Genomic DNA, 21,639 nt, shown 5'->3' on the forward strand with positions numbered 1-21,639 from the left:
GTATTTACGACAAACCCAAGGAGAAAAACCCATGACCAACAAACACCAAAGCGAGGTGCACAGGCTGGAAGAAAATCTCCAGCTGCTCAAGCTGACCTGTATAAAAGAGCAGTACAGGCCGGCGGCTGACAAGGCTGCCAGGCAGAACTGGGATCATCTGGGCTATCTGGCCAGGCTGGTCCAGGCAGAAGCAGATGCCAGGCATGATCGCTCCATCCAACGCCGTATCAGGATGGCCCGTTTCCCAGGCATAAAAACCATGGAGAACTTCGACTGGACATGGCCGACCAAGATCAACCGCCCGGCCATCCAAAACCTCTTTCGCCTTGGATTTATGAAGGACAAGGCCAACATAATAATCCTCGGAGGAGTAGGCCTGGGCAAGTCACACATAGCCACAGCCCTGGGTTACAGTGCATGCCTGGAAAAGTATTCTGTACTGTTTGCCACCACCATAGATGTCATAAACACCCTCTCGGCCGCACAGGCTGCACACAAGCTCAAAACAGAGCTCAAGAAATATGTAAGTCCTGAACTGCTCATTCTGGATGAGCTTGGCTACCTGCCCATAGACAAGCAAGGTGCAGACCTGCTCTTCCAGGTTATAAGCCAGCGCTACGAACAAAAATCAACCATCCTGACCACCAACAGAGCCTTCAAGAAATGGCCCGAGGTGTTCAACAACGACAGCACCCTGACCTCAGCCATGTTGGACAGACTTCTGCACCATGCCGAAACCGTCCTCATTGAAGGCAAAAGCTATCGGATGAAAGACCAGGTTCAGGAACAATAGCTCCGCATAGGCAACCGCCGGCATCAACCTTTATGTCTGGAGCTGGCGGTTGCTCCAAAACAACATTTTTAAACCGGCGTTTTATGGCATCTTCAAGCCGGCGCTAACACATGCACATGGACCAGATAAAAAGAGACCATATAATCAGCCTGCATCAACAATGTCTGCTTGCGGATTACAAACCTGCAACTGCCAACAGGCTGGTCATTTTGCTACGCTACATTTTCAACCTGGCTCTAAAGTGGGATACAGCAGGTGTTCGGACGAATCCAACCAAAGAAGTCTCGTTAGCCGAAGAGAACAATCAGCGAGACAGATACCTGGATAAAAATGAACTGGACAGGCTCTGCAAGGCCTTGAAAGAAAGTGAGAACCCCTTATTAGAACCAATTATTTTAATGCTGCTACTGACCGGAGCCAGGAAAAGCGAAGTGCTCAAGGCAAAATGGCATAACTTCGATTTTGAAAGACGGACATGGCAAATTCCAGGAACAGACACCAAAACCGGAAAAACTCGAACAATACCTTTGTCTGATAGCGCTTTGGAAGTGCTGGATAAAATAAAATATGTAGATGGCTGTCCTTATGTTTTTCCAAACCCGGAGACCCAAAAGCCATTTACTTCCATTTTCAGGTCCTGGGATACAGCCAGGAAAAAAGCCGGGCTTGGAGAAGTACGGATACATGATCTCAGGCACAGTTTTTCCAGCTTTCTGATCAACTCTGGCCGCAGCATATACGAGGTGGGCGAACTTTTGGGACATACCCAGATTAAAACAACCATGCGCTATGCTCATCTGGCCAACCAGACACTTTTGGATGCTGTAAACAGTGTCCCATTAAACAATGTAGCATAATTTTTTGTAATAACCTGCATATATAAGGATAACCAACAAAAAAAACGTAACCCATTCTTTACATAAGAACGGGCACATTTTTTGTCCCGTTCTTATGGCGGCTGGTTCCATAAGTTGAACAGTGAAGCGTAATACGCTCACTGTTCAACTTATGGAAATCACGGAGGCTGGAAGCCGGAGTGATAAGCCGCCATGATGGTCCTTCCATACCGTCATGGACAACCAAACAAGGAGAGTATCCATGGGTAAGATCAGCAAATCAGAAGCCAGAAAAATTGCCAGCCACATTATAACACATACATCAAACAACACCCAGCAAACAAACGAACATCTCTTTAAAATTTTTCACCGGATATACAAATATGGCAGCCTTCAAACCTATGCTCAAACTTTTAATCTGAAAAAGACCACATGGTACAAATACAAAGCTGCTTACCAATTCGGAGCTGCTTTGATGATTCGAAAATTATTAAGAGACGCTGACAAACTGGAAAAAACTGACAAGACCAAGGCTAAGTTATATAGGGAAGAGGCGTTGAGGCTTGGCGAAGAGCTTAAGAGCCTGTCTCCGGACTACGAAAAAAAACACAGACTTAATCATCCAGCACCAAGCAACCAAGCTAAACCTTATACCAAGAGTAAAATCGAAGGGAAACGCAAAGCTCTACGTGGACTGCCTACAAACTGGGTTGGCCGGCTCATCGATGAGCTCCCCATCCAGCACCAGAAGGCGGCCTTGGTCATGGCCTTAACAGGATGCAGGCCTGCAGAGTTGGAGAAGGGTGTATGGCTGGAGGCTGTGGACCATGACCATCTTAAGATTACTATAAAAGGTGCTAAATATATTAAAAATAAACAGGGGCAAAAGCAACGGGTTCTCAAGTTTGCACTCGAAGATGCGCACAGACTTTTCAATTTGGCCTACGAAGAACCCCGCCTGGTTTGGATCAATAAAGAAGCCTTCAGAAAAGCCATCCGCCGGGCAGCAGGTAATCTTGGGTTCAAAGGAGTTTCTCCTTATTCCTTGAGGCATCAGTTTTCAGCCAACCTAAAAAGAGAATCTGGGGAAAAATGGACACATGAGGACATGGCAAAAGCGCTTGGACATATTACGGACAGGTGCCAACAGTTTTACGGACACCCCAACCAAGCCAGGGGAAGAGGCAGTGGAATACTCAATGTCCAGGCTTCCAGCCAAATAAAATCAAATCGAGGTACGATACCAGAAAAAACATCTGGCCCAAGGCTGAGTTGAATTCATTTTGCCTTTTGAGGCCTGCCTGCCCCTTTTCTATACCCACCGTGTGATTTTCTTCTCTTGGTTGTGGCCATGATCCATGCTTCCGCCAGCAAGATGTTTTTCTTTGCCAAACCAAGATCCCGTATAAAGCAATCATTTAGTTTTTCTCTTGGGATCTCTTCTGTCTCGTAGGTGCTTGGCGGACTAAGGATATGAACCAGGTCTTCTATACAATGTGGGTTAAGAGCATGGTTTTTTATATAGCTGTCAAGATATGGCAGCCTATTCATTATTTCACCTAAATCATGCTCTTTTTTTATAATCTTTTTCGGGGCTGGAGCCCTGAAAAAATTATCATTGAAGAAATACAGCATATTGCCTGGGTCAGGCATGAAATCTTGCAGCCGATCTCTAACCTCTGACTTTAAATGGACAATTTTACCATGGTCTTTGTTTTTTCCTCCCAAGATCCTGTATGCCCGCTGATACTCCAGCCGATTAAACTGAGGATTGTGTACATCACAAAACGGTGGTTTCTTCAGGTTCTCGGAACATACAGGCACAATTCTCCAGCATAGTGAACAGGTTATAAACTTATCAAAATAATTAAGACTGTTTAAATACTTGGATCTTGACTTGACCACATGCCCAGGCGGGCGAATAAACGGCAGTGCGCCGTAGAAAGCATTTATGAATTCTTTTTCCTCTGGAGATGAACAGAGCCTGAACAAAAATCTTGTCTTCTTGGCAAGTCCATCCCAGGTAACATTATAGGGTATTTTTTCTGCTGTCATTCGCAGTGGAGGGTTATCGAATTTTGACACCTCACTGACAAGCCACCCCTTGACTCTTCCTGGCTGCAGCCCCTTGCATTGCTGTATCAATTCTTGCTCATAGTCAGATAACCATCTGCTATCCATTATTCCCTCCACAAAAATCAAGTGTAAAAAATATGCCTGATGACTTTTGATTAGTCAAGACTATATTTCACTCAAAATAACTAATCATAAAAACACAGGAGGAAGTTATGAGCAAAATCCTAAGAACAGAAGACATTGCAGAAATGCTTCGCACAACCACTGCTGCGGTGAGATGCCATATCTCCCGGCAAAAATGGGATGTGGTGCCCAAACCTTTTAAGCTGGGACGAAAATGGGCCTGGCTCTCGGAAGACGTCAATAACTGGTTAAACGATCAAAAAAATCAAGGAGGGAAAAATTATGAAGTGTAAATTAAAAAGGCTCAAAGTGGTGGTGGGGGCCACCGCTCTGAGCCGCAACGAAACGACCCTTGGGCTGAGTCATCTTTGTTATCCAAAAAATATCCACCTTCAAACCAAAAGTCAAGGAGGTGGATATGTATAAGATGGAAACCTTATCTTTAAATGCAAATAACGAACATGATCAAACAGAACATGCCTGTATCACCCTGGTCACCAGCTATTATCCTGAGTGTGTTACAAAACAGTATTGGTTGGATGACAACCAGGAGCTGCAAAAAAAGACCACTGCTTACATGGTTCGGGGAAAAGCAGAAATCATTGACATAGCTGGTCTAAGCGACTTCTCAACATTATTGCAAAACTTAAAACCGAACCAGGCCTTGACATATGGAATCCCTCCTGAAAGTGGGATCGAACTGGTAACAAGCAAAAAGTGGTTTAAAATGGGCAAGCCTGCAAACAAAATCCCAAGAACCAAGGAAATGTTTACTTGGAAAAATGGTCCTGGCGTATTGATGCTTGATTATGACCCGGATGCCGGAAACAAAGCTTTAAGCAAAGAGGAAATTGTCCAGGCGCTAAGAAGCACTTTGCCGGGGCTGGCAAAAGCAAAAATGCTGTGGTGGACATCGAGCAGCAGTCATATATTCAATAACGGTAAGGACATTACCGGACTTAAGGGTCAGCGCCTGTACCTGTTTGTAAAAGACAGTAGAGACATACCCAGAGCTGGCCAGGCATTAAATGAACATCTTTGGGCCGCCGGGTACGGGTATTACATGGTTAGCAAAGCAGGCAGCCTGCTTGAGAGATGTCTTTTTGATACCTCTGTCTGGCAGTCAAACCGACTTGATTTTGCAGCCGGGGCATACACATACAGTCCTTTGGAACAAAAACGAGGGGTGCCTGAAATCATACCCGGTCAATGCGAGTTCATTGATACCACCGTGGCCATTCCTGAATTATGTACACAAACACAGGCCTTGGCAAATGAAAAAAGAGAAAAGGCAAGAAGGGACGCTGGAGAAGAGGTCAAAACTCAAAAGAAGAAATATATCCACGACAAGACCCAGGAAATAGCTGGTTCCAACGCAGGGCCGAATAAAATCGAAAAGGTTCAAAAGACAGTTGAGCAGGCACTTGAGAAAAACAGCCTTAATTATGATTACCCGATTATTGTTGTTGATGAAAATACCCAGAAAGAATATCGGGTTACGGTTGAGCAGATTCTGGCTAACAAGAAAAAGTACCATGAGTGTCTTACCAAAGACCCACTGGAACCAGAGTATGATGGAGGCAGAGCTGTCGGAAAGTTATATCTCAAGGCCAATCCCACCCTAAATTCTTTTGCCCATGGGGGCAGGAAATTTAAACTGCTGCCCAGATTACAACGAGATGAGGTGGTTGAATATGCAAGAAAGGGAGAACTAGGATGCGCAGAATTGTTTTCCAGCCTGTTTAGAGGGCATTTCTGTTATGACCATACAGAAGGTGGCTGGTATGAATTTCTGGGGCATTACTGGCAGATGGAAAAAGTGGGCAGACATTTAAAATCCGCAATTAACAAGGTCCAAACCATCTTTGAACAAACTAAAAATGAGCTGGATGGCGAAATCATGATATTGGGCCAAAAGATAAAAAATCCACAAAATGAAAATGACAGCAAGGAAAAGATGAAGCAGGAAAAGGATAGACTTCAGGACCAGTTTCAAAATGTCTCCAAAATAGTTAGAAAATTAAACAAGCTGGCCTTCAGAAAACAGGTTGTGGAATTTGCAGCTCAGGGAGATAAAGCTTTGGGTATAAGGGGCGATGAATGGGATCTTAAGCCCTGGAAACTGCCCTGTGCTAACGGCGTTCTGGACCTGAAAAATGGCAATTTGAGGGAAGGAAGGCCTGACGACTATCTGCGCTCAGCCTGCCCTACCAGCTTCAACCCCGAAGCTGAGGCACCTACATGGGAGAAGGCATTACAGGAGATATTTGCTGAAGATAAGGAGTTAATAAATTTTGTACAGCGTGTGCTTGGAATGGCCCTTGTCGGTGATACCGTTGAGCATAAAATGATAGTTCTATGGGGATGTGGACGAAACGGTAAGTAAGGACACCATTTTGGAGGCCATAAGTCATGTGCTGGGAAATAGTCTGGCTGGTGCTGTTCAGTCCGAACTTTTGCTGGATCAGGGACGCCTTAAAAGCAGCAGTGGTCCAAGTGCCGATATCATGCGTCTGCGTGGGCTCAGGCTTGCGTGGGCCAGTGAAACAAACGAAGGGCGAAAACTGGATGCTGGCAAGATCAAGCTATTGACAGGTGGTGGCAACCTGGTCGGTCGGGCACCCTACAGCAAGTACGAAGTCAGTTTTGCCCAAAGCCATACCCTGTTTTTACTTACAAACTGCAAGCCACATGCCCCCAGTGATGATTATGCCTTGTGGAAAAGGATGGTACTTATCCCGTTTACCCAGTCGTTTGTAGACTCTCCTGAAAAAACAAACGAAAGACAGGTGGATAAATACTTGCTTGAAAAACTTAAAAACGAAGCAGAGGGTATTCTTGCCTGGTTGGTACGGGGATGTGCGGCCTGGCAGAAATATGGCCTGAATCCGCCTGGAATCGTTAACCAGGCTGTGCAGGATTATAGAAATGATGAAGATATCCTGCAGCAGTTTATTGAAGATGCTTGTTTTCAAGGTAATGATTGCATGGCTTGTGCTAGCGACCTGTATGAGCACTACAAATCGTGGATGCATAATAATAGTATGAAACCTCTTACCGGAACCAAATTTGGTCGTAAAATGTCAGAACGATATAATAAGAAAAAAGTGGGCAATATTAACTACTATATGAACATTGGTATTTTGTCCAGTTAAATTTATACTCCGGGTATGCCAAGTTTACCATCTATGTAACAAACTTTATATATGCATAATATCTATTTTTTTGAATTTTAAAAAGTTTATGCAAAATGGTCTTAACTTGGCATACCCGGCATAAGAATCAATGCAATATTTTTTGTTGTATTTCCTATATTTTTTAAAAATGGATTCAATAATAATTTTTTATATTAATTATATTTTTAATTATTGTATACATGCATTAAATATAAATCAACAGCATAACACAGTAATAGATACCATTTTTTGACCAACATGTAAACAGCATTTTATGATAATGACATAAACACAAAAAACTCCGTTTTTCTCGTAGGTTTTATCAAAACATAAAACTCCTCTCTGATTGGTGAAAATTTTCATAATACAGTCCAGCTGTAGAAAAACATTTTTGTTGCCAATTATTTATAAACTCGAATTTCATCCGGCCACTACCGCACAGCCAGGTTCCTTACCAGCATCCTGGTCCACTCTTCTCTGCCGCTCAGGGTGGGTATTTTGCCTCATTTAGTTTATTTGCCAGTTCCACGTAGGAAATTTCTGGATCTTTCTCCTTTTCCATCCTGATCCATTGGGTGACGGCTGCTTTGTCCGGCTTGCCGTTATGGATGCTGTTTCTCACAAACTCCAGGTCTGCATAAGCATAGTCGTCCAGGGGCGCAGATTCTTGTGCTTCCTGCGGGATTGACTCAGCATCTACAAGATTGATCGATGGATGGCTGACCTGCATTTTCTCCAGATCCAGGTCGCTCAGCTCAACCCCTTCAGCTGGATCAGCCCCCAAATCATTTTCCAACTGCCCCAGCCTTTCCTCCAGGTTATTCATTCCCTCCTGGACCTGGGTGAGTGCTTTGTATACCTGCACCATGGAGCCATTTATTTCCGCTGTCAGATTTAAAAGGGTGTCTTCCAGGGCATCAGCCAAGCCCTTGATTTTTTTCTGGACTACAAGTTCAGCTTGGCTGGACACTGCGGCATAAAGCTCCTGCTGGAGTTCGTCTTTTAGCTGGGAGTTTTGAATAAAACATTCGCCGCATTCTCCAACACCATCTTTCCTCGTTCCGTTTTCTCCTTCCTCCTCAAGAATCCTCCTACCTCCTCCTTCATCCTCCTTCCTCTTCGTTCCTCCTCCTTCGTTCTCATCCCTCCTCGTTCGTCCTCCTTCCTCTTCAGCGCCACTGGTAAGGCTAGACATCAGATTGTTAAGAGCCTGAAGGCCTGACAATCCCTGTTTTTCGGTCAAATAATCCCTGATCATGGCAAATGTGTATCCGTGTTCTCGTAAAGTGAAAACCAATTCAAAAAAATCAAGATTATCAGACCAGTATCTATAATGTCTCCCGTCATAAAGGCTGCTGAGATAATCTGAAAAATAATCCTTGCAGTCGATGACAGAGCGATAACGAATACCCAAAAGTTCAGCAATATCCCTGAGCGTTAACAGGCTTTTCTCCGTCATGTGATTACCATCCCGTAATTTTTTGATACTTTTGCGGTTATGTTACCATTAACACCGTGTAACAATAAAGTTTCAGCGATAACATCCGTCATCATTTGTTACCATGCTTTCCCTCTGATGGGTGAGGCCTTTAAAATGCCCCGATCACCTTCACTCTATCAGTATTAACTACCTGATTTTACACAACCCATCAGAAAAAATCCCACCAACAAAATTTTCACCTTCTTATATCCCATCAGCTGTCGGCCAAAAGTGTCAGAACATATATAATGAATTCAAAGGATTGGGTATCAAAATCATCCACCTTATATCCCATCAGATCAGAGCTTAGGGTATCAGCTTTTTCGCCCTGAAGCACTTTCACTTGTCTTGCCCTGGATGCTGGAAAAGACAAGCTCAGTAGCATCTTTCAGGGTATCTTGTGACAGATGCGCATACCTCTGGGTGGTTGATATGTCAGCATGACCAAGAAGTTTTTGGACTTCGTAAAGAGATCTGCCACTGTTTATAAGCAGACTGGCAAAGTTATGCCGCAGATCATGTATGCGAACATCAGGAATACCTGCCTTTTTGCGTATGCGATCCCAAGTGCCATGGAAATGCTTCATAGGCTCACCTGTCTCCGGGTTTGGGAATACATACTCGCATCCATTTTCTTTACGCCTCTCCAGAACATTTAATGCTCCCCTGGACAGGGGAATAACCTTTTTTACCTTGGCTTTGTTCCGCTCTGCCGGAATAATCCAGACTCCCTTTGCCATATCCAGTTCCTGCCATGGCAGATTGACTGCCTCTGAGCGCCTTGCTCCAGTTAGAATCAAAAACTCAATAATGTCAGGTACAACAGGGCTTCTGCACTTTTTTAATTCGCTAAGCAGCCTTTCGGTTTCATCACTGCTCAAATACCTCTCTTTATGATTTTCTTCTTCAAGTCTGGAGACATGCCTGGTCGGGCTTTTATCAATGACTTCCCACCGTTCCGCCAGGTTGAATATGTATTTGACCAGGGCCATGTAGCGATTCACTGATCCCGGTTTATGCCCCATGCGCAGAAAATTCGACTGTAGCTCCTGGACATCATCTCTGGTGATCTCAGACAATTTCATATTACCCCACAAGGGCATAATTCTTTGGTTGATCAATTTTTCATCGAACTCCCAGCTTCTTTTATGCACCTTGATATACGGAATATACTTGTCTTCTACGAACTGCTTAAAGCTTGGCATATTGCGGTTTTTTTCTACCTGCTCTCTGGGATCGTAGCCCATGATTGTCTGCGATCTGATTTGTTTTGCTCTGTGACGGGCATCTTCAAGTGATATGGAATCTGTGGGGCCTATTCTGGCCTGTTTGACCCTGCCGAATTTGTCCCGGTAGCGCTGGTAATAAGTGCACTTGCCAGTGCTTCTTACTTCCAGGGTGAAGCCGGGAATGTCTGAGTCAAAATAGTCAACCTTGGCCTTGTTCCTGACAGTGGGTGGGTTGGAGACGAATGAGGGGGTTAGATGGATTTTGGGCATTGATAATCCTCCATATAATATTTATAAATATAAATTACATTTATAAGGCCTGTAAACTGTCACCATAATTAAAAATAATATAAGATTTTTTTATAGAAGTCAAGATCAATATCTGATAGTAAGAAGAAAATTGTTTCCAGGGATAAACAAATGTTCAAAGAGGTCACAGGAGAGCAAATACGAGCCGCAAGGGCTTTATTAGGCTGGTCACAAAAGAGGCTTGCTGAAGAAACTTATATGTCGCAAACTCCCATCACCAGGCTGGAACGAGGGATAGTAGACAGGGTGAGTACATTAAAGTTAGTGGTTCAAACACTGGAGGAGGCCGGGATAGAATTTGTCAACAGGCCCGATGGGACGCTCGGCGTGCACCTGTTGCCGGACAGAAATGATTCAGATAAGCAGCTTACAGAAAATGACCAGCATTTAACTTAAGCGTAGCAGACAACATATACAAACCCTTACAACCTTGAAGCCACAGAAAGCCCAAGAAGGACCTTGAAATCAAAAAAGCGACCCTTGGCTCGAACAAAACCCTTGAAGCCACACATGGGCTTTGTATGGCTTTTTAGCTGGCCGAGCTGAATTATTTAAGGAGGATAGACATGAAGGCTTATGAATACATTGCAGAAGTTTCACCAGACGGGCACATCTCTGTTCCAGAAGACTTGAAGGAAAAGCTGGCACAGAATCCCAAAGTCAGGGTAATGTTATTATTTGAAGACGAGGAAAACTCATGGAATGAATTCACAAGGTCCGAATTTCTAAAGGGCTATTCACATAAGGACTCAGTGTATGACAACCTATAGCTTTGGCGATATCGTTTTGATTGGCTTCCCACATACAAGCCAGTCAGAGATGGCCAAAAGGCCGGCACTTGTCATTTATGACTCCGCTGATAATGACTTGCTTCTGGCCAGGATCACCTCACAAAGGTACACCTCACAATCTGATTATAGAATAATAGACTGGCAAGATGCAGGTCTTATACTGGAATCATATATCAGGCTGGGCAAGCTGGCCACCATTGAAAAGAAATATGTACTTCGGCTATTGGGACGATTGCAGAAGCAAGAGCAGGACAAAGTCCTCTCTATCCTGAAGGATATAGTCTGTGGTGGGCATTAAAACTTTTAACAAGAAGGTTGCCGGATTTTGAATCCACACAAGGCCGAATAACGGCCTTAGATAGTAAAAGATGAGGCAAGGGTCGGATAAAAGGCTGGAAGCCACACACAAAAGCGTGGGGGCTATTCTTGAGGGTGTGAGGGTAAAAAGCCAGCAGAGAAATCCCCTGCTGGCCTACATAGATCAACTAAGCTCTTCTGGTTCTTCCTCTTTGGCGGCCTTGAGCTTTTCATCCAGCTCTCTTAGGCTATTCAAGAAATTACTGGCTTGAGACGCCGGAATAATCAAGGTGCCGACTTCTAAGACTCTGGCAAACACTTAAACATCAAAAAGCTCCGGCTCCAGATCGGTTACTCCAGCCAGGCCTACTTCGTCATCGTGCACAACCCTCTGGGCTGTGAGCTCTTCCTTGCCCTCGGGAAATTTGGCACCTTCCGGGTTTTCCAGCACCAGGAAAAAATCGCGCTCGCCCTGATTGGAATTAGCCAGGGTCTGCACCCAGACCTTGGCCCACTGATCTCCCTCTTCCAGGGTCAATGTACCTTCGGTGGGTATATAGTCATATCGTAATCATTCAGGGGGTGCCAGCAATCGCTACCGAGAATAAACTTGAGGCGTACCCTCCAGCCGTGAGCGGCAGAGCCGCCCGCGTGCAACGAAGTTGCCCGTGCCAAAAAAATCTTCTTAGGCACGGGAAGCCTTCAGGCTTCACACAGGTACTCCGCACACACGGTTTGGAAGAATAAAGATCCCCAGAAGCATGCCCCGCCCATATCTTTAAACACAGTCTTGAGGTATTCGTTATAGTTTCTTCAGGCTTTGTGTGCGCAGGCAGCAAATAGTTTTAAGGATATGTGCGGGGGCATTACCCGCCTGACAGACAGGCAAATTGGCATGCCCCCCTGAAGGGTTACGTCATATCCAGCCTCGGCTGTACCGTCACGGGTATAAAAATCCACCGAGACTTCCCGGCTGGCGGGAGAGCCAAGCTCCACCATAAACCATACGCCTTCGCCTTCTGATACTTCCATGGGCACGGAATCCCTGGAAGGAGGCTCTGTGCTGCGGGCTTCTGGCTCCTGGACCACACCTGTAGATTGATCTATCCAGTCCGTATAAGAGCTAATCCGGGTGGATACCCCGATGTCGCCTACCGTGCCTACAGGCTGATCACCGGAGATAAATGTGTGTATTCCGGCTAAAAGCCAGTCGTCTTCATCTGCCAGAAACAGGCCTCCGCCTGAATCGCCGGGAGTAAGCATAGCCTCGTATTCGCCAACACCCAGGTGGGTCTCTCCCAGGATATTGCCAAGGGTATCATTTCTAATAGTTCCGTCATCGTAGTCGAATACCAGCTGATCCTCAAGGCTGCCTTTCCAGCCCCGTGCAGACATGGGCTCGGCTGTAGCATCCACAGTGTTTAGACCCTCTCTTAAGGTGGGCTGGGGATCATTTTTGGGAGTGCCGTAAGGATACATCCCCTCGCCGTATCCGGTTAGAAAAGCCAGCTGCCCTACCTCATCATCCTCCCGGTACAGCTCGTAGCGATCCGCTGATGCAGGAGCGGACCTCTCCAGGGTAACCAGGGCCAGGTCATGCCAGTATCCTTCCAGATCATCCGCCATATAGGCCGGATAGGTTTTAATATCCTGAACCTGTGCGTAGTCTGCCTAACCCGGAAAATAGACTTTGGTGTCAGAGGGATCAAAGTCATCCACCACGTGGGCGGCTGTGAGAATATGCAGACCTGATCTGGATAGAACACCAGAGCCCGAGGATTCACCATCTGCAATGCGCACCACCCCGGACCACTCTGATTCAGGTACTTCTCCGCCTCCATCCAGACGGTTTATTGCGGGATAATACATAGTGTGTCTACCTCCCAAAATATATGGCTCCAGAAATTTTATCATACCTCGAGCAGTGCAAGCAGATACTGCCCATACCCGTTCTTGCCCATGGACCTGGCTGTATTCTCCAGCTCCTGGTCCGTAAGCCAGCCGTTTCTCCAGGCTATCTCTTCCAGGCAGGCTATCTTATACCCCTGGCGTTTTTCAATGGTCTCCACACCAGAAAAAAAACGCAAGAAGAGACTGTCCCTTATGTTGCGAGTTCTCGTAACAGGCTGATATGCATGTAAATAAACCGGATTTGGCGGGGTCTTCATATCTTCATGGATACCAGGGGGATATGAAGACATGCAGCATAATTATTTTGGGCTGGCAACATAATTTTTGGCCTTGGAATATAGTACCACTTGTTTGGACTCAGCCTGCATATGGGCCTTACAGGCTGTCCAGCCAGTCCAGAGTCTCCTGCTCTTTTTCCCAGTCCAGAAGTTCATCCAGTTTGGGGTCCTGGGTCTGGTTCTGGGTGTATTCAATGAACTTCTGCTGCAGCTCTCGTTTGCGATTCAGACTCAGCTTGAGATAGACCATGGTGGATTGCAGGTTTTCATGTCCCAGGTGGTTTTTGATGTCTGTCAGGCTGAAGCCGGTCCCGAGCATGTTGATGGCACATGAATGCCTGAAGCAATGCACCGGATTCAATCCCTGGAATCGGTTTTCTTCAAACACCAGGCTCAGATATTTCCTGCATAACCGGTAGATGCCGTTTCTGGTAAAGCCTTGCCTGCGCTGATTTAAAAACAGGGTGTTCTGATGCAAGGGTTTGGGCCTGGGGCGGTATTTCTGGATATACATGGACATGAGCTGGACTGTCTTGGGCCAGAGCTCGATTTGGCGGTAGCGGTTGCCCTTGCCCAGGATGGCCAGGGTTTTCTTGTGCGGGTCAAAGTAGTCCAGACGTAGCGAGGCTGATTCCTCGGCCCTGGCCCCGGAGTTGTAGAGCAGGTGGATGATGGTATAATCCCGGAAAGCTCCGCTTTTCTTGAGATTTATACTATCCAGGACCAGCAAAACCTCTTCATGGGTGAGAAAGGCAGCCAGTTTTTTGGGGAAGCGCTTCTGAGGGATGGAGATAATCCGGTCTGCCAGCAGTTTATGTTCGGGATAGAGAAAACGGATCATTCTGGCCAGGGACTTGAATACCGCCAGTCTGTGGCCTCTGGTGCGAGCACTGTTATTTCTGTCGCTCTCCAGATGGTCTAAAAAATCCAGGATGAGCTGGGTGCTTAAATGCTCAATCTCCAGGGAGTTGATATCCCGGCCAAGGGTTTTGGAGGCAAAGGGCAAAAACAGGCTGAAGGTATGGCGGTAGGCCAGGATGGTGTTGGAGCTGACGCCCTTGGTTCTTGGCAGGTACTGATCAAAGAAGGTATGCAGACAGGAGCCCAGATTCATATGTCCTCCAGTCGCGAGATGGCAAAGTCCACAAATCCCTGGCGCTTCTCGGCGTCCATGACCTTGAGATACAGGGCGGTGTAGCGGTACTTGCTGTGGCCCATATACGCGGATAGTACTGGCAGAACAGCCTGGGGGTCCCGGCCCCGGTCCCGGGCCGCCTTGAGGGTGTTGACTGCAAAGGAATGCCTCAGGCTGTGCGGAGTGGGATGGCCAAAGACCATGTTGGCTATAATTCTTCTTGGGGCATGGATTCCCGTTTCCCGCACAGCCCTGTGAAAGACGGGATACACCTGATTGGTTCTCAGGGCGTTTTTAAATCCTGGCAGGAGATAAGGGCTTGTGCAGCACAGGGCGTCTCGAAGACTCAGGAAGTTATCCAGTTCTTTTTGGGCCTCCCAAGGAATGGGAATCAAGCGGTCCTTATGGAACTTGGTCTTTTGGATATAGATAGTGCCTTGCACAGGATCAAAATGTTCAAGCCCCAGGTTGAGTGGTTCGGACATGCGCAGCCCGCACCTGGCCTGCAACATTAGAGCTATGTATATGCCCATATCCACCAGGAAGCACTTTTCCCTGCTGCGCCGGATCTGACTTTGCACCCCCTGCAGGAGCTGCTCCACCTGCTCCGGGGAGAAAATGAAAGGGATAAAGGCGTTTTCAGTCTTGGCCGGGAGATCCTGGACCGGATTATGTTCACAGCAGCCTGTCCGGTGCAGATAAGCAAAGAAGTTGCGTGTGGCCTGAATGACATTGTTGACGGTTGCAGGCGAGCCCTTGATTCCATCACGGAAGCCCAGAAAAAAGGCAGGCGTGAGGTCTTCCCACCCCCGGGCATTATCCCGGACATAATAATCCAGTGCTCTCAGCTGGTTTGCCAGGCTCTTGTTCACATATCCAAGTTCCTTGCGGTACTGGATAAAATCATTTAGATGTCCGGCCAGAAAGCTCTCAAACTTTTTCATTGAACAATACCTCACGCATCAGTCTGGTGTGTACATGCAGATATCTCTTGCTGGTCTTGATGATGTCATGACCCAGCATCTCTTTGATTTCAAAGATGGACGCCTCCGCCTGCAACAGGTTCTGGGCATAGGTATGGCGCAGCCAGTAGGCAGATCCTTTGATCCCGGCCCGGCGGAAGCAGGCGCTGATATTCTGGCTCACGGTCAAAGGAGTGAGTGGTCCGTAAGGTGTCCTGGTATTGCAAAGAAGAAACCTGTGCCCGGGATCCATTGGTCTATTCCAGGCAAGGTATGCGGCCAGAGCCCTGAGTGCCCCCTGAGGCAGGGGAAGTTTGGCTGGAGAAGAGTTTTTTCTGTCCGGCAGGTATATCAGCTTGTCCCGGAATAAAATGTCATCCAGGGTCACCCGGCAGATTTCCCCCGGCCGAAGCCCCAGGGAGTAGGCCAGATGGATCATGGCATAAGACCGCAGTCCCCCGGGGCGATCCTTGTCAATGCTTTGAAACAGGGTCTTTATTTGTTCCAAAGTAAGAAACCTGGGTGGTCTGCTCTGGGCATACACCGGCGGCCCCTGGATCAAAGCGCTCAAATCTTTCTTCAGGATTTGTCTTTCCAGGTACAGGTAGCGTAAAAAACCTCTAAGGCCTGATCGTTCATGTATTCTGGTTTCAGGGGCGTATTTCCTGTTTCTTTCGGCCAGAAAAGCGTCCATATGTAAGACATCCAGGTCCTTAAGCCCCATGTCCTGGTTTTGGAGGTAGTCATTAAGTGCGGATAGAGTCCCCTGGACCCGGTAAATCTGCTGTTTTCCTACTTGGCGGGTTTGGGTGTAGAATTGGAGATACTCTTCATATACCCGGGGCAACCGGGCTCTTTGGAGCTTGCTCCTGCCTCTGCCTTCAGGCAAAGCACCCGGCGGCAAGCAGATTATGCCATTCTGGTGCAGGTAGCGCATGAATCCGCGCAGGACAAACCCGGCATACTTAACCTGGACATGGTCCTTAAATGCCTGCAAGGTATCCCGGGCAAAGGTACGCTCCCAGGGGATGCTATTTAGCACCACAAAGTCCAGCAGCCGGTTTAGAATTTGGCTGTGTTGGGCCATTGTCCATGGAGCATACCCGGCATTGTTCATCCATTCCAGGTAGTCCTGGATCTGCCTGTCCAGCATAACCTCTACCTGCCCAGCCTTTGTTCCATGTCCTGCAAAAACTCCACTGCCTCCCGGAAATTTAAGCCCTTGACCACCATGACCAGGTCAATGGGGTTGAAATTTCTTTCGCAACGAAAACACCTGGCCAGGTTGGTTCTGGGATTACAGGCGGTCAAAAACTCGGAGCAAAGCGGGCACAGAAAGCGCAAGTATCCGTCCCTGACTTTGGAGGGCATATCCAGGATATGGACAATAACGTCATTGACCAAAACCTTGTTTCGCAACCGCTGCAGTTCCTCTCTGGAATATCTTTGGGCCATGATTTCCTCCTCGAGATAAGTGTCAGTGATTAAGATTTGACTTCCCTATCACCACCCCGGCAGTGGAGGCTATCGAGTCCTACCTTTGCAATCAGGACCAAATCATGCGCAACCCATTGATACTTCTGTGATTTTCACGATTTTCGCGTCCATCTTTGCAATCAGCAGATCCTGGACAGAAATCATGGCGTAAGTTCCTGATATGTCACTGTTTTCAGCTGATAACGCGTCCAGCTTTGCAATTTCGCTGGAAATGGATTCGATGGCCCTCCTGCGCCGGTTTCTATATCGCTGTTTTTCCCGGTTGCTTCGAGTATAGTCAGGGTTGTTTTCCCTGTAGTTATTCCAGTAGTCAGGGTTCCTGGCACTCCAGCGTTGGTCTGAAGCCCTTTTATTGAGCCTGTAGGCCTGGTCCACCTGCATTTTCTTTCTTTGCCACCGGCGCTTGCGCGCTCTCTGGCAATCAGGCTTGGAGCAATACTTCTGGTCGGGGTTACGTTTGGTAAGGGGAAAAAGACACCGGCTCACTGCAGCGTTTTTTGGACATACAACCTCCAGGAGCAGTTACTCCAAGAGGTTGTAGTTTTGGAAAGAAGAAAAATGAATGAAAAGAATTCAGGCGGGGTCAAGAAAAAATCAGGGATCAGTGCTGAGTACTGGAGTCTGACCACTGAACATTCCGGGAACTGCCTCAAGGGCGGGGTATGCGGGGTATATGTCTATACCTGGTGAGGCGGGGTGGATTAATTCTGTTGAGCCGAAACTTACCTTAGGGCATTCAATCAGGGCGGGGTATGCAGGGTATGTTAAAAAAAATACTAAAGGCAGGCGGGGTATAGCGGGATACTGGCAACATAACTAAACTCGCAACATAATGTCCCCTTCTTCTCTCCGCAGATAAAGGTGCAGATAGCTCCGAGGGTAGCATGATTTTTGACCAGGGTGTTCCTGACCTGGTCCATCTAGCGGATGGCGGCTCTGGGATTGAAGATATTGGTAAACACCATACCTGGCCAGCAGAAGACACTCTTGGTAACTACCTCAAGGGCGGGGTATGCAGGGTATGTTAAAAAAAATACTAAAGGCAGGCGGAGTATAGCGGGATACTGGCAACATAACTAAACTCGCAACATAATGTCCCTTCCCATTTAGGTTGGCGCTCACAATGGGTAACAAAGGCGCTGAATTGCCCACATCAGGCAATGCATGAAATGGGTAAAAGGTCGCCTTAATTGCCCAAAGTATACCATGCATGAAATGGGGAAGGTAGATACCGGGGAGTAGGCGATGGGTCGCCCAATTTGTGCATTGCTTGAAATGGGTAAATGACGTGCTTAATTGCCCAAAACATGCCATGCATGAAATGGGTAACGAAAGGGCTGAATTGCCCATAACATACCATGCATGAAATGGGGAATGACAAGGACAAGTTGAAAGCCCAGAATAATCCCAGCTTTTAGCAAAAAGTTGGCCTCAGGATTCACCAAGCCGCTTCATAGAATACAAACCCTCCACCCCGCCAACCGGTGTAAATTTCCTGGTATCCTTGGACCCCAGCAGGTGTTTGACCTGATCAAATACCTCCTGCACAAAGTCCTTCCCGCCAATAACTCCAGAATCAGTAAAATACCGGCATCTGTACCTGAAGCGCTCTACTCGGGATATCTTGTAGCCTTTTTTCCTGGCTTTTTCCACAACCTTTTGATCAATGGTCTTGCCTTTGCCGGCGTCTACTGCTCCGGTCTCGTAAACAAACTGCCTGTACTTGCGGACAATCTCTTTGGGGTCCAGCTCGTTCCATTCCTTGAGCCCGAAATCAATATCCAGCAGACCGTCTTTATTACCTGTCTGGGTATGATAACCAAGTGAACTCCAGCGGTAATTCTCCGGTTTCTTAACAATACCGGCACGGATAGGGTTTAAGTCTACATAAGCAAGCAGGTTCACCAGAGTACTGCCTTCCTGTACAATCATACTCTTAAACCGGCCACCCCAGAAAAATCCCTTCCGCCTGTGCTTTTTGTTGTAATACCTGGTAAAGTTCTGCTTGATGTCCTTCACATAGGCCCCAAGGCTGCAAAGCCTCTTCTTGACCTCAGCCATCCGGTCAGTAGGCATCTCGACCTTGTCACCATAATAGTCCTGCCATCTCTTGATGATGTCTGAGTTGGAAATTTCATCCTCAGGGTGCATCCGGGCTACCAGGTGGAAATGGTTACCCATGACCGCAAACCCAAGCACGTCAACAAAGTAAAGCCTGCTCAGTCTTTTGATAAGCCCCAGCAGATAATCCTTGTCAGTATCCTTGATGGGCAGGCCGGGCAGGGCAGTACGGGATATGACATGGTAGACGGTTTGGCGGTCATTACGGATAAAACGGGCTATGCGGGGCATGAATTACCTCCTTTAAGGCTGGTGGTTGAGCTGTTGAAGCGAACTTATCGGAAAGCTGGTGATATGTCAAGAATCAACCTGTCCCTTAGCTCCCACTCAATCTCCAGGGAGTTGATATCCCGGCCAAGGGTTTTGGAGGCAAAGGGCAAAAACAGGCTGAAGGTATGGCGGTAGGCCAGGATGGTGTTGGAGCTGACGCCCTTGGTTCTTGGCAGGTACTGATCAAAGAAGGTATGCAGACAGGAGCCCAGATTCATATGTCCTCCAGTCGCGAGATGGCAAAGTCCACAAATCCCTGGCGCTTCTCGGCGTCCATGACCTTGAGATACAGGGCGGTGTAGCGGTACTTGCTGTGGCCCATATACGCGGATAGTACTGGCAGAACAGCCTGGGGGTCCCGGCCCCGGTCCCGGGCCGCCTTGAGGGTGTTGACTGCAAAGGAATGCCTCAGGCTGTGCGGAGTGGGATGGCCAAAGACCATGTTGGCTATAATTCTTCTTGGGGCATGGATTCCCGTTTCCCGCACAGCCCTGTGAAAGACGGGATACACCTGATTGGTTCTCAGGGCGTTTTTAAATCCTGGCAGGAGATAAGGGCTTGTGCAGCACAGGGCGTCTCGAAGACTCAGGAAGTTATCCAGTTCTTTTTGGGCCTCCCAAGGAATGGGAATCAAGCGGTCCTTATGGAACTTGGTCTTTTGGATATAGATAGTGCCTTGCACAGGATCAAAATGTTCAAGCCCCAGGTTGAGTGGTTCGGACATGCGCAGCCCGCACCTGGCCTGCAACATTAGAGCTATGTATATGCCCATATCCACCAGGAAGCACTTTTCCCTGCTGCGCCGGATCTGACTTTGCACCCCCTGCAGGAGCTGCTCCACCTGCTCCGGGGAGAAAATGAAAGGGATAAAGGCGTTTTCAGTCTTGGCCGGGAGATCCTGGACCGGATTATGTTCACAGCAGCCTGTCCGGTGCAGATAAGCAAAGAAGTTGCGTGTGGCCTGAATGACATTGTTGACGGTTGCAGGCGAGCCCTTGATTCCATCACGGAAGCCCAGAAAAAAGGCAGGCGTGAGGTCTTCCCACCCCCGGGCATTATCCCGGACATAATAATCCAGTGCTCTCAGCTGGTTTGCCAGGCTCTTGTTCACATATCCAAGTTCCTTGCGGTACTGGATAAAATCATTTAGATGTCCGGCCAGAAAGCTCTCAAACTTTTTCATTGAACAATACCTCACGCATCAGTCTGGTGTGTACATGCAGATATCTCTTGCTGGTCTTGATGATGTCATGACCCAGCATCTCTTTGATTTCAAAGATGGACGCCTCCGCCTGCAACAGGTTCTGGGCATAGGTATGGCGCAGCCAGTAGGCAGATCCTTTGATCCCGGCCCGGCGGAAGCAGGCGCTGATATTCTGGCTCACGGTCAAAGGAGTGAGTGGTCCGTAAGGTGTCCTGGTATTGCAAAGAAGAAACCTGTGCCCGGGATCCATTGGTCTATCCCAGGCAAGGTATGCGGCCAGAGCCCTGAGTGCCCCCTGAGGCAGGGGAAGTTTGGCTGGAGAAGAGTTTTTTCTGTCCGGCAGGTATATCAGCTTGTCCCGGAATAAAATGTCATCCAGGGTCACCCGGCAGATTTCCCCCGGCCGAAGCCCCAGGGAGTAGGCCAGATGGATCATGGCATAAGACCGCAGTCCCCCGGGGCGATCCTTGTCAATGCTTTGAAACAGGGTCTTTATTTGTTCCAAAGTAAGAAACCTGGGTGGTCTGCTCTGGGCATACACCGGCGGCCCCTGGATCAAAGCGCTCAAATCTTTCTTCAGGATTTGTCTTTCCAGGTACAGGTAGCGTAAAAAACCTCTAAGGCCTGATCGTTCATGTATTCTGGTTTCAGGGGCGTATTTCCTGTTTCTCTCAGCCAGAAAAGCATCCATATGTAAGACATCCAGGTCTTTAAGCTCCATGCCCTGGTTTTGCAGGTAGTCATTAAGTGCGGATAGAGTCCCCCGGACCCGGTAGATCTGAACATGTCCCACCTGGCGGGTTTGGGTGTAGAATTGCAGATACTCTTCATAAAGCCTGGGCAGCTGGGCTCTTTGGAGCTTGCTCCTGCCTCTGCCTTCAGGCAAAGCACCCGGCGGCAAGCAGATTATGCCATTCTGGTGCAGGTAGCGCATGAATCCGCGCAGGACAAACCCGGCATACTTAACCTGGACATGGTCCTTAAATGCCTGCAAGGTATCCCGGGCAAAGGTACGCTCCCAGGGGATGCTATTTAGCACCACAAAGTCCAGCAGCCGGTTTAGAATTTGGCTGTGTTGGGCCATTGTCCATGGAGCATACCCGGCATTGTTCATCCATTCCAGGTAGTCCTGGATCTGCCTGTCCAGCATA

Annotated in this window: 26 protein-coding genes; 10 read left to right on the plus strand and 16 right to left on the minus strand. The window is 47.6% G+C overall.

Features of this window, described 5'->3' with window-relative positions:
- Positions 1-31 precede the first annotated feature (31 nt).
- From istB to DTHIO_RS19070, 3 genes are all read left to right on the plus strand, one after another.
- Positions 32-793: an IS21-like element helper ATPase IstB gene (gene istB / locus DTHIO_RS19060; protein ID WP_008868684.1), complete on the plus strand. Its 762-nt coding sequence runs from the start codon at positions 32-34 to the stop codon at positions 791-793.
- Between the two features lie 116 nt (positions 794-909).
- Positions 910-1,650, plus strand: a complete 741-nt coding sequence (locus DTHIO_RS19065; protein WP_244156417.1) for a tyrosine-type recombinase/integrase — start codon at positions 910-912, stop codon at positions 1,648-1,650.
- Positions 1,651-1,891: 241 nt separating this feature from the next.
- Complete coding sequence (locus tag DTHIO_RS19070) at positions 1,892-2,905, plus strand: site-specific integrase (RefSeq protein WP_008871863.1); 1,014 nt, start codon at positions 1,892-1,894, stop codon at positions 2,903-2,905.
- Positions 2,906-2,907: 2 nt separating this feature from the next.
- Here DTHIO_RS19070 and DTHIO_RS19075 read toward each other — a convergent pair whose 3' ends face one another.
- Complete coding sequence (locus DTHIO_RS19075; protein ID WP_161598711.1) at positions 2,908-3,831, minus strand: hypothetical protein; 924 nt, start codon at positions 3,829-3,831, stop codon at positions 2,908-2,910.
- 86 nt (positions 3,832-3,917) lie between these two features.
- Here DTHIO_RS19075 and DTHIO_RS19080 point away from each other — a divergent pair, with 86 nt between their 5' ends.
- From DTHIO_RS19080 to DTHIO_RS19090, 3 genes are all read left to right on the plus strand, one after another.
- Positions 3,918-4,121 (plus strand): helix-turn-helix transcriptional regulator, encoded by a 204-nt coding sequence (locus tag DTHIO_RS19080; protein WP_008871865.1) that lies wholly within the window; start codon positions 3,918-3,920, stop codon positions 4,119-4,121.
- Positions 4,122-4,246: 125 nt separating this feature from the next.
- Positions 4,247-6,214, plus strand: a complete 1,968-nt coding sequence (locus DTHIO_RS20190) for a hypothetical protein (protein ID WP_050775256.1) — start codon at positions 4,247-4,249, stop codon at positions 6,212-6,214.
- Positions 6,195-6,983 (plus strand): DNA primase family protein, encoded by a 789-nt coding sequence (locus DTHIO_RS19090; protein WP_083804060.1) that lies wholly within the window; start codon positions 6,195-6,197, stop codon positions 6,981-6,983. Before DTHIO_RS20190 ends, DTHIO_RS19090 begins: the two co-directional genes overlap by 20 nt.
- 505 nt (positions 6,984-7,488) lie before the next feature.
- On the opposite strand, the gene DTHIO_RS19095 is transcribed toward DTHIO_RS19090, so the two are convergent.
- On the minus strand, positions 7,489-8,463 hold the full coding sequence (locus tag DTHIO_RS19095) for a hypothetical protein (protein ID WP_008871867.1): 975 nt from the start codon (positions 8,461-8,463) through the stop codon (positions 7,489-7,491).
- A gap of 335 nt (positions 8,464-8,798) precedes the next feature.
- Positions 8,799-9,983: a site-specific integrase gene (locus DTHIO_RS19100; protein WP_008871868.1), complete on the minus strand. Its 1,185-nt coding sequence runs from the start codon at positions 9,981-9,983 to the stop codon at positions 8,799-8,801.
- 150 nt (positions 9,984-10,133) lie between these two features.
- On the opposite strand from DTHIO_RS19100, the gene DTHIO_RS19105 reads away from it, so the two are divergent.
- The 3 genes from DTHIO_RS19105 (at position 10,134) to DTHIO_RS19115 (ending at position 11,111) form a co-directional block, all read left to right on the plus strand.
- Entirely contained in the window at positions 10,134-10,418 is a 285-nt protein-coding gene (locus DTHIO_RS19105; protein ID WP_008871869.1) for a helix-turn-helix domain-containing protein, read from the plus strand.
- A gap of 170 nt (positions 10,419-10,588) precedes the next feature.
- Positions 10,589-10,792, plus strand: a complete 204-nt coding sequence (locus tag DTHIO_RS19110; protein ID WP_008871870.1) for a hypothetical protein — start codon at positions 10,589-10,591, stop codon at positions 10,790-10,792.
- Positions 10,779-11,111, plus strand: coding sequence for a type II toxin-antitoxin system PemK/MazF family toxin (locus tag DTHIO_RS19115; RefSeq protein ID WP_008871871.1), 333 nt, complete (start codon positions 10,779-10,781; stop codon positions 11,109-11,111). The genes DTHIO_RS19110 and DTHIO_RS19115 overlap by 14 nt, the downstream gene beginning before the upstream one ends.
- 318 nt (positions 11,112-11,429) lie before the next feature.
- Here DTHIO_RS19115 and DTHIO_RS19120 read toward each other — a convergent pair whose 3' ends face one another.
- The 9 genes from DTHIO_RS19120 to DTHIO_RS19155 all read right to left on the minus strand — a co-directional run bounded on the left by DTHIO_RS19120 (position 11,430) and on the right by DTHIO_RS19155 (position 17,379).
- Positions 11,430-11,648 (minus strand): hypothetical protein, encoded by a 219-nt coding sequence (locus DTHIO_RS19120; RefSeq protein WP_008871872.1) that lies wholly within the window; start codon positions 11,646-11,648, stop codon positions 11,430-11,432.
- Positions 11,649-11,923: 275 nt separating this feature from the next.
- Entirely contained in the window at positions 11,924-12,757 is an 834-nt protein-coding gene (locus DTHIO_RS19125; RefSeq protein ID WP_279614638.1) for a trypsin-like serine protease, read from the minus strand.
- A 24-nt stretch (positions 12,758-12,781) separates the two neighbouring features.
- Positions 12,782-12,979 carry a hypothetical protein gene (locus DTHIO_RS19130; protein ID WP_040419525.1) on the minus strand — a complete coding sequence of 66 codons (198 nt, stop codon included), beginning with the start codon at positions 12,977-12,979 and terminating at the stop codon, positions 12,782-12,784.
- A gap of 41 nt (positions 12,980-13,020) precedes the next feature.
- Positions 13,021-13,197, minus strand: coding sequence for a hypothetical protein (locus DTHIO_RS20765; RefSeq protein ID WP_337833173.1), 177 nt, complete (start codon positions 13,195-13,197; stop codon positions 13,021-13,023).
- A 199-nt stretch (positions 13,198-13,396) separates the two neighbouring features.
- Positions 13,397-14,413 carry a tyrosine-type recombinase/integrase gene (locus DTHIO_RS19135; RefSeq protein ID WP_008871873.1) on the minus strand — a complete coding sequence of 339 codons (1,017 nt, stop codon included), beginning with the start codon at positions 14,411-14,413 and terminating at the stop codon, positions 13,397-13,399.
- Entirely contained in the window at positions 14,410-15,378 is a 969-nt protein-coding gene (locus DTHIO_RS19140; RefSeq protein ID WP_008869516.1) for a tyrosine-type recombinase/integrase, read from the minus strand. Before DTHIO_RS19140 ends, DTHIO_RS19135 begins: the two co-directional genes overlap by 4 nt.
- Complete coding sequence (locus tag DTHIO_RS19145; protein WP_008871874.1) at positions 15,365-16,549, minus strand: tyrosine-type recombinase/integrase; 1,185 nt, start codon at positions 16,547-16,549, stop codon at positions 15,365-15,367. The genes DTHIO_RS19140 and DTHIO_RS19145 overlap by 14 nt, the downstream gene beginning before the upstream one ends.
- 5 nt (positions 16,550-16,554) lie before the next feature.
- Positions 16,555-16,851 carry a CHC2 zinc finger domain-containing protein gene (locus DTHIO_RS19150; RefSeq protein ID WP_008869518.1) on the minus strand — a complete coding sequence of 99 codons (297 nt, stop codon included), beginning with the start codon at positions 16,849-16,851 and terminating at the stop codon, positions 16,555-16,557.
- A 102-nt stretch (positions 16,852-16,953) separates the two neighbouring features.
- Positions 16,954-17,379 (minus strand): hypothetical protein, encoded by a 426-nt coding sequence (locus tag DTHIO_RS19155; RefSeq protein WP_040418625.1) that lies wholly within the window; start codon positions 17,377-17,379, stop codon positions 16,954-16,956.
- Between the two features lie 72 nt (positions 17,380-17,451).
- Between DTHIO_RS19155 and DTHIO_RS22780 the strand changes: the two genes are divergently transcribed.
- The gene (locus tag DTHIO_RS22780) at positions 17,452-17,583 is read left to right on the plus strand and encodes a hypothetical protein (protein WP_008871875.1); all 132 of its coding nucleotides are present in this window, start codon (positions 17,452-17,454) and stop codon (positions 17,581-17,583) included.
- A gap of 741 nt (positions 17,584-18,324) precedes the next feature.
- Here DTHIO_RS22780 and DTHIO_RS19160 read toward each other — a convergent pair.
- The 4 genes from DTHIO_RS19160 to DTHIO_RS19175 are packed head-to-tail and all read right to left on the minus strand — an operon-like array spanning position 18,325 to position 21,638.
- Entirely contained in the window at positions 18,325-19,245 is a 921-nt protein-coding gene (locus DTHIO_RS19160) for a transposase (protein WP_008871876.1), read from the minus strand.
- A 44-nt stretch (positions 19,246-19,289) separates the two neighbouring features.
- On the minus strand, positions 19,290-19,502 hold the full coding sequence (locus DTHIO_RS19165; RefSeq protein ID WP_008871877.1) for a site-specific integrase: 213 nt from the start codon (positions 19,500-19,502) through the stop codon (positions 19,290-19,292).
- Positions 19,499-20,467, minus strand: coding sequence for a tyrosine-type recombinase/integrase (locus tag DTHIO_RS19170; protein WP_008869516.1), 969 nt, complete (start codon positions 20,465-20,467; stop codon positions 19,499-19,501). The genes DTHIO_RS19165 and DTHIO_RS19170 overlap by 4 nt, the downstream gene beginning before the upstream one ends.
- A complete protein-coding gene (locus tag DTHIO_RS19175) occupies positions 20,454-21,638 on the minus strand; it encodes a tyrosine-type recombinase/integrase (RefSeq protein ID WP_008870522.1) in 1,185 nt (394 codons plus the stop codon). Before DTHIO_RS19175 ends, DTHIO_RS19170 begins: the two co-directional genes overlap by 14 nt.
- Position 21,639: the final 1 nt, after the last annotated feature.

It is taken from the genome of Desulfonatronospira thiodismutans ASO3-1, assembly GCF_000174435.1.
GTDB classification, from domain to species: Bacteria; Desulfobacterota; Desulfovibrionia; order Desulfovibrionales; family Desulfonatronovibrionaceae; genus Desulfonatronospira; species Desulfonatronospira thiodismutans.

What these genes read in the sequence shown, in the direction of transcription:
- istB (WP_008868684.1), top strand. Translation starts at nt 32, where the DNA reads ATGACCAACAAACACCAAAGCGAGGTGCACAGGCTGGAAGAAAATCTC.
- DTHIO_RS19065 (WP_244156417.1), top strand. Translation starts at nt 910, where the DNA reads ATGGACCAGATAAAAAGAGACCATATAATCAGCCTGCATCAACAATGT.
- DTHIO_RS19070 (WP_008871863.1), top strand. Translation starts at nt 1,892, where the DNA reads ATGGGTAAGATCAGCAAATCAGAAGCCAGAAAAATTGCCAGCCACATT.
- DTHIO_RS19080 (WP_008871865.1), top strand. Translation starts at nt 3,918, where the DNA reads ATGAGCAAAATCCTAAGAACAGAAGACATTGCAGAAATGCTTCGCACA.
- DTHIO_RS20190 (WP_050775256.1), top strand. Translation starts at nt 4,247, where the DNA reads ATGTATAAGATGGAAACCTTATCTTTAAATGCAAATAACGAACATGAT.
- DTHIO_RS19095 (WP_008871867.1), bottom strand. Translation starts at nt 8,463, where the DNA reads ATGACGGAGAAAAGCCTGTTAACGCTCAGGGATATTGCTGAACTTTTG.
- DTHIO_RS19100 (WP_008871868.1), bottom strand. Translation starts at nt 9,983, where the DNA reads ATGCCCAAAATCCATCTAACCCCCTCATTCGTCTCCAACCCACCCACT.
- DTHIO_RS19105 (WP_008871869.1), top strand. Translation starts at nt 10,134, where the DNA reads ATGTTCAAAGAGGTCACAGGAGAGCAAATACGAGCCGCAAGGGCTTTA.
- DTHIO_RS19110 (WP_008871870.1), top strand. Translation starts at nt 10,589, where the DNA reads ATGAAGGCTTATGAATACATTGCAGAAGTTTCACCAGACGGGCACATC.
- DTHIO_RS19115 (WP_008871871.1), top strand. Translation starts at nt 10,779, where the DNA reads ATGACAACCTATAGCTTTGGCGATATCGTTTTGATTGGCTTCCCACAT.
- DTHIO_RS19130 (WP_040419525.1), bottom strand. Translation starts at nt 12,979, where the DNA reads ATGTATTATCCCGCAATAAACCGTCTGGATGGAGGCGGAGAAGTACCT.
- DTHIO_RS19135 (WP_008871873.1), bottom strand. Translation starts at nt 14,413, where the DNA reads ATGAATCTGGGCTCCTGTCTGCATACCTTCTTTGATCAGTACCTGCCA.
- DTHIO_RS19140 (WP_008869516.1), bottom strand. Translation starts at nt 15,378, where the DNA reads ATGAAAAAGTTTGAGAGCTTTCTGGCCGGACATCTAAATGATTTTATC.
- DTHIO_RS19145 (WP_008871874.1), bottom strand. Translation starts at nt 16,549, where the DNA reads ATGCTGGACAGGCAGATCCAGGACTACCTGGAATGGATGAACAATGCC.
- DTHIO_RS19150 (WP_008869518.1), bottom strand. Translation starts at nt 16,851, where the DNA reads ATGGCCCAAAGATATTCCAGAGAGGAACTGCAGCGGTTGCGAAACAAG.
- DTHIO_RS22780 (WP_008871875.1), top strand. Translation starts at nt 17,452, where the DNA reads ATGAATGAAAAGAATTCAGGCGGGGTCAAGAAAAAATCAGGGATCAGT.
- DTHIO_RS19160 (WP_008871876.1), bottom strand. Translation starts at nt 19,245, where the DNA reads ATGCCCCGCATAGCCCGTTTTATCCGTAATGACCGCCAAACCGTCTAC.
- DTHIO_RS19165 (WP_008871877.1), bottom strand. Translation starts at nt 19,502, where the DNA reads ATGAATCTGGGCTCCTGTCTGCATACCTTCTTTGATCAGTACCTGCCA.
- DTHIO_RS19170 (WP_008869516.1), bottom strand. Translation starts at nt 20,467, where the DNA reads ATGAAAAAGTTTGAGAGCTTTCTGGCCGGACATCTAAATGATTTTATC.
- DTHIO_RS19175 (WP_008870522.1), bottom strand. Translation starts at nt 21,638, where the DNA reads ATGCTGGACAGGCAGATCCAGGACTACCTGGAATGGATGAACAATGCC.